This window comes from Nonomuraea diastatica, assembly GCF_004349015.1.
Classification (GTDB): Bacteria; Actinomycetota; Actinomycetes; order Streptosporangiales; family Streptosporangiaceae; genus Nonomuraea; species Nonomuraea diastatica.
On sequence record NZ_SMKP01000334.1, the window covers coordinates 1 to 5,068 of the forward strand.

The following is a 5,068-nucleotide window of genomic DNA, read 5'->3' on the forward strand; positions in this document are numbered from 1 at the left end:
GGGGAGACCGAAGGGAAGCCGCGGGTCGCGGACAGCTCCGGCAGGGTGGCCGCCCGGGGCACCAGGGCGGCGCTGGCCTCCGCCGCGCTGCTGGCCTGGCACGGCGGTGTGGTCGCCGAGGTGACCCGTGAGTTGGTGGACGCTTTCGACACCGCGATCGCCTCGACCATGACCATCCCAGCAAGCTCGCGCCGCGCTTACCGCAACCGGATCGCCGGCGTCCCGTCAGATCTTGTTCGAGTCCCGCATAATCGACACACCGCCCCGACGACGGCCCTGGGCGCGCACCCTGGAGCAGCGTTTCGCCCAGGTGCCGATGGCCGACCAGGTCCGCCAGGTGCTGCTGCGCTATGTCGGCACCCGCGCCGCGGTCCTGCGACCCCGATCGGTGGAGAGCCTGGTCAACGACCTGCTGCCGTTCGCCGAGTACCTCACCGACCGGCATCCCAACGTGACCTAGCTGCGCCAGCTCGGGCGGCATCACATCGAGGGCTACCTCATCTTCAACCGCACCCGGCCCTGGCGCGGCCGGCGCGCCGCGGCCGGGGCAGGCCGGACCGTCTCGGCGGCAGTCGCCCAAGCAGCGGCACTCAGCCTGCGCAACATGCTCGACGACATCGCCGCCTGGGGCTGGGCCGAGGCACCCGCGCGCCGCCTGATCTTCGCCGCCGACATCCCCAAACTCGACCAGCCGCTGCCTCGGGCGCTGCCGCCCGACATCGACGCCGCTCTGATGAATGCCGTCGCCCGCCTGGACGACGATTTCGCCCGCCTGGCCCTGCCCGTCCTTCGCGGCGCTAGACTGCGCGTTGGCGAGCTGCTCGACCTGGAGATCGGCAGCATCATCGACTACGGCCCCACCGGGACCTGGCTGAAAGTCCCACTCGGCAAGCTTGCTACCGACGCATGGTCCCCCTGGACGCCGACACCCTCGCCGCGCTGGATGAATAGGCCAGCTGCGCGGCGTTCACCGACCGCTGCCGCATCCACGCACCGCAACACCGACCGACTTCCTGTTCACCCTGCACAGCCGCCGACTCGGCGCGACCCGGCTGCGCAACGGCCTGCTCGCCGCCGCCGAACTGGCCGGACTCTGCGCGCTGGACGGCGACGTACTCGTCGTCACCCCACATCAGCTCCGCCACACCTGGGCCACCAGCCTGGCCAACGCCGGGATGAGCCTGCAGGCGCTGATGGCCCTACTCGGGCATGTCACCCCGCAGATGACCATCCGCTACGCGACCTTGGCCTCCCCGACGCTGCGCACCGCCTACGACGAAGCGATGGGCAAGATGCGCCGCCAGTTCACCCTGACCCCGGCCGGCAAGCCGATCGTCCCGGACAAAATGACCTGGCTGAACAGCGAGATGCTCAAGACCCGCGTCGCTCACGGCTACTGCTCCCGACACGAAGCAGCAGGCGCCTGCCCCTACGCCAACATTTGCGAAACCTGCGACAACTTCGTGACCGGTCCGGAGTTCACTGACGCCCTGGACAGCCAGCTCACCGATGTCCAAGCACTCCAGGCCGACGCTGACAATCGCGGTTGGGACAGTGAGGCGGCCCGCCACGCCTGCGTCGCCGACGCACTCACCGACCACATTTCCCGCCTCGAGCGCTGAACTGCGACTTCCTCAACTGCCTTGCCCTGACGGCCAGGGACGGTTAAAGGAGCGGCTGAACAAGGAGATCCGCCGCCGTACCGACGTGGTCGGGATCTTCCGCACCGCGATGCCATCGTCCGGTTGGTCGGAGCGGTGCTGGCCGAGCAGCACGACGAGTGGACCGAGGGGCGGCGTTATCTCGGGCTGGAGGTGCTGGCCGAGTGCCGTAAAGCCGCCGAGAAAAAGGATGAAGAGACAACAGTGATGCTAATATGACAAAAGATGCTATTACCGCTTAAATAGCACCAGATCGCAGAGTGGCCTCATTCCCATACACCACGATCTTGGACGCGGCCGTACTCGGAAACATGTCCGCCCGGTTCGGTGGGAGGCCGAACGGAAAAGGACCAGCCCGCACGGGACTGGCACCTCGCTGTTCGGCCGACCCTACCCAGACACTGCGCCGGGAACTGCCGTTCGCCAGCATCGAGCACGCCCAACAGGCCGTGGACGCCTTCGTCGCCGACTACAACACCCACCGGCCGCATCAGGCGCTCGCCATGGACCGGCCCGCCGACCGGTTCCGACCTCGCCACGAGGACACCCTGCCGCTGCGGCTGCCGCCGGCCCTGCGCGCAGTCGGCGATCCAGACTCCGAAGCCGCGCCCGAACCTCACCCTGAACCCCTCACGATGCCGCCGACGCAGGCCGAGACAGCCGAGCTGGCGGCGGCTGACGCCGACCAGGCCGGGCTGGCGGTGGAGTTCACCCTGGTCGTTCCCGCCTCGGGCAACCTGGCCGTCTGCGGGCAGCAGTTCTGGCTGGGTACCCACCGCGCCGGCCTCACCCTCACGCTGCGCGCCGATATCGGCACCGTCGAGCTGCTGGCTGGCGGGGTCAGAATCAAGAATGTCCCCTCCCGGCTCACACCCCAGCACCTGAAACGGCTGATCGCCGAGGGCGGCCAGCGCGTCGGGCCCGCCGCTAAACCGGCCCGGCACGGCACCGGCGAGGCGGTCGAGGTCGACCGCACCATCAACGCCAGCGGCATGGTCGCCCTCGGCGGCCAGCAATACTCGGTCGGCTACCAGTTCGCCGGACGCCGGCTGACCGTCCGCATCGACGGCGCCGTGCTGCACCTCAGCGACGGGCACACGCTGCTGCGCACCCTGCCCAAAACGCTCGCCAGCACCGAGATGGCCCGCCTCCGGGATGCCCGCCCCGCCGGGCCGGAACCCCAACCGGCCGCCGAACCCGTCCGCGGCCAGCGGCGCGTCAGAAGCCGGGCCAGCTCTCCATCGCTGGGCAGCGCATCCGCGTGAGGCGCCCTGGATCTTCCGGACACATTCCCAACTAAGGTTGAGGGAGAACCGGAAGGGAAGGCTGTGGCGGGAGCGTAACCGACGATTCAGCCAGGAGTTCAAGGACGAAGCCGTCCGCATGGTGCTGGACGGGCCGCGGCCGGTGTCGCATGTGGCCAAGGAGCTCGGCATCCACGACACCACGCTCGGAAACTGGGTAAACACCTATCGGCGAACCCGGGGCGACGACGTGGCGCCGGCGCAGGATGCGGGCGAGAAGAAGAGCGAGCGGGAACTTGCGCTGGAGTGAGGCAATCGCAAGCTGCGCGAAGAGAACGCGTTCTTGAGAAAAGCCGCGGCCTTCTTCGCCCGGGAACAGCCGTGACTGCCAAGTACGAGCTCATCGATGCGGATAAGGCCCATTGTGCCATTGTGGACATGTGCTCGTGGCTGGGCGTGTCCCGATCCGGATATTACGAGTGGCGAGGCCGGCCGCTGTCGGGGACCGCCGAACGCCGTGAACGGCTCAAGGAAAAGATTGAGGTCTTATTCGAAGACAGCCATCAGACCTACGGCTATCGGCGGATCCACGCGGCCCTGCTCCGATCGGGTGACAGGTCAGCGACGAACTGGTCCGGAACGTGATGCGCGAGCTGGGTCTGCGGCTTGCCAGAACCGGCCGTGGCGGCCGGCCACCACTCTGCCGGACGGTTCCTACCAGGCGATCCCGGACCTGGTGCGGCGGGACTTCACCGCTGACCGGCCAGGTGCCAAGCTGGTCGGTGACATCACGTACATCCCCACCTGGGAAAGGTTCGTTTATCTTGCCACGGTGATGGACTGCCATTCCAAAATGGTGGTGGGCTGGGCGATGGCTGACCACTACAGGACCTCGCTCATCTGCGACGCGATCGACGCGGCCGCCGGTCACATCGAGATACAGCAAGGGTGTGTCTTCCATTCCGACCGCGGCTCGAACTACACGAGCGATGAATTCGGGCGGCATCTGGTCCGGTACGGGATGCGTCGATCCGTTGGACGCACTGGGGTGTGCTGGGATAATGCGCTGGCAGAATCGTTCTTTGGAGCGTTGAAGAACGAGTGGCTCAACGGGATGGTATTCACCAACCGCGCTAAAGCACGGCGCGAGGTTGTCAAATATATCGAGGGCTTCTATAATCGGCGCAAGCTTCATTCCGCAAATGGGTACCGGACTCCACTTGAGGTCCACAACGAGTACCTGAGCCGACAGCTCGCATCGTGAAGTGATCGTCAGGAAGCTGTCCGGAGGAGGCGGGGCACCTCAGCGTCGGCATCGGCCACGCCGGAACCACCGTGACCATCGAGGACGCTGACGGAACCTTCCGCATCACCACGCAAGCCGGGCAGGTCATCGCCGAGGTCGCCCGCACCATCACCCAGCCCATCGCCCGCTTCAAGGCCCGCAAGCCCCAGCACTAGCGAACGATCATCGCAGGCGGATAGACCTCACGTCCTGAGACCCCGGTCAAGCAGCAGCAGGACCTCACCCGGCCCGGCCCGCACACCACAGGACTTCCACCGTCACCAGGACACGGACACGAATTCCCGGTTCAATGGGCGCCAAGAGAACGACAGATCATCTAGCCGGAGTGTCACCCACCTCCCGAGCCGGATCTGTCGCACAGGTCCTGAGACCTGACATTTTGTCTTGTCCGCGCGTACCTTGCGACTCGCCATCTCCCCGACCTGCGGCTCGCAAGGTAGCTCTGAACGCCGTTGCTACGGCCGTTCAACCTAACCTTGCGAATTCGTGCGCCCAGCAGGACGGAGGTGAAGCCGTGACGTAGCGGCTGATCGTCTGTTCGTAAGCTCGTCGTCGCTTGCCGGTGGAAGTCCGGTCCGGGTAGCTGCCAGGAGGCCCGGTAGCAGGCTGGCGGCTTCGTCTGGAAACGGGCGGGGTCGAAGCCCAGCGTCAAAGGCCCTTTCATGGGGGAGCAACGATGCGGTCCGTAGCATGAAGCGAAGCCTGCGGCGTCGTTAGAGGTCCCGGCCGCGAGGTCGGGAACCAGGGAGAGCCGAGCCCCCGAATCCAGGGCGAAGGCCATGGACGCGGTGAAGAGCCTGGAAGCGCAGCCGTTAAGGACTCCTCGGCGTATGGGGCGCGGAACGTGTCGATAGTGG

Annotated in this window: 4 protein-coding genes and 2 pseudogenes; all 6 read left to right on the forward strand. The window is 66.7% G+C overall.

Annotation, left to right across the window (positions count from 1 at the left end; all coding sequences use genetic code 11):
- Nucleotides 1-232: 232 nt before the first annotated feature.
- The 6 genes and pseudogenes from E1294_RS55315 to E1294_RS57655 all read left to right on the forward strand — a co-directional run bounded on the left by E1294_RS55315 (nt 233) and on the right by E1294_RS57655 (nt 4,366).
- A complete protein-coding gene (locus tag E1294_RS55315; RefSeq protein WP_220448427.1) occupies nt 233-460 on the forward strand; it encodes a hypothetical protein in 228 nt (75 codons plus the stop codon).
- A gap of 517 nt (nt 461-977) precedes the next feature.
- Nucleotides 978-1,622 (forward strand): tyrosine-type recombinase/integrase, encoded by a 645-nt coding sequence (locus E1294_RS55320; protein WP_425465291.1) that lies wholly within the window; start codon nt 978-980, stop codon nt 1,620-1,622.
- A 49-nt stretch (nt 1,623-1,671) separates the two neighbouring features.
- Nucleotides 1,672-1,903, forward strand: a pseudogene (locus E1294_RS50920) (transposase); the annotation flags it as partial.
- A 69-nt stretch (nt 1,904-1,972) separates the two neighbouring features.
- Nucleotides 1,973-2,926, forward strand: coding sequence for an integrase core domain-containing protein (locus E1294_RS58725; RefSeq protein WP_132520241.1), 954 nt, complete (start codon nt 1,973-1,975; stop codon nt 2,924-2,926).
- Between the two features lie 61 nt (nt 2,927-2,987).
- A pseudogene (locus tag E1294_RS50930) lies at nt 2,988-4,169 on the forward strand (IS3 family transposase).
- 71 nt (nt 4,170-4,240) lie between these two features.
- Nucleotides 4,241-4,366, forward strand: coding sequence for a hypothetical protein (locus E1294_RS57655; protein ID WP_281284635.1), 126 nt, complete (start codon nt 4,241-4,243; stop codon nt 4,364-4,366).
- Nucleotides 4,367-5,068: the final 702 nt, after the last annotated feature.

Bases quoted from the DNA above. Each gene is read 5' to 3' on its own strand.
- E1294_RS58725 (WP_132520241.1), top strand. From the start codon at position 1,973: ATGTCCGCCCGGTTCGGTGGGAGGCCGAACGGAAAAGGACCAGCCCGC.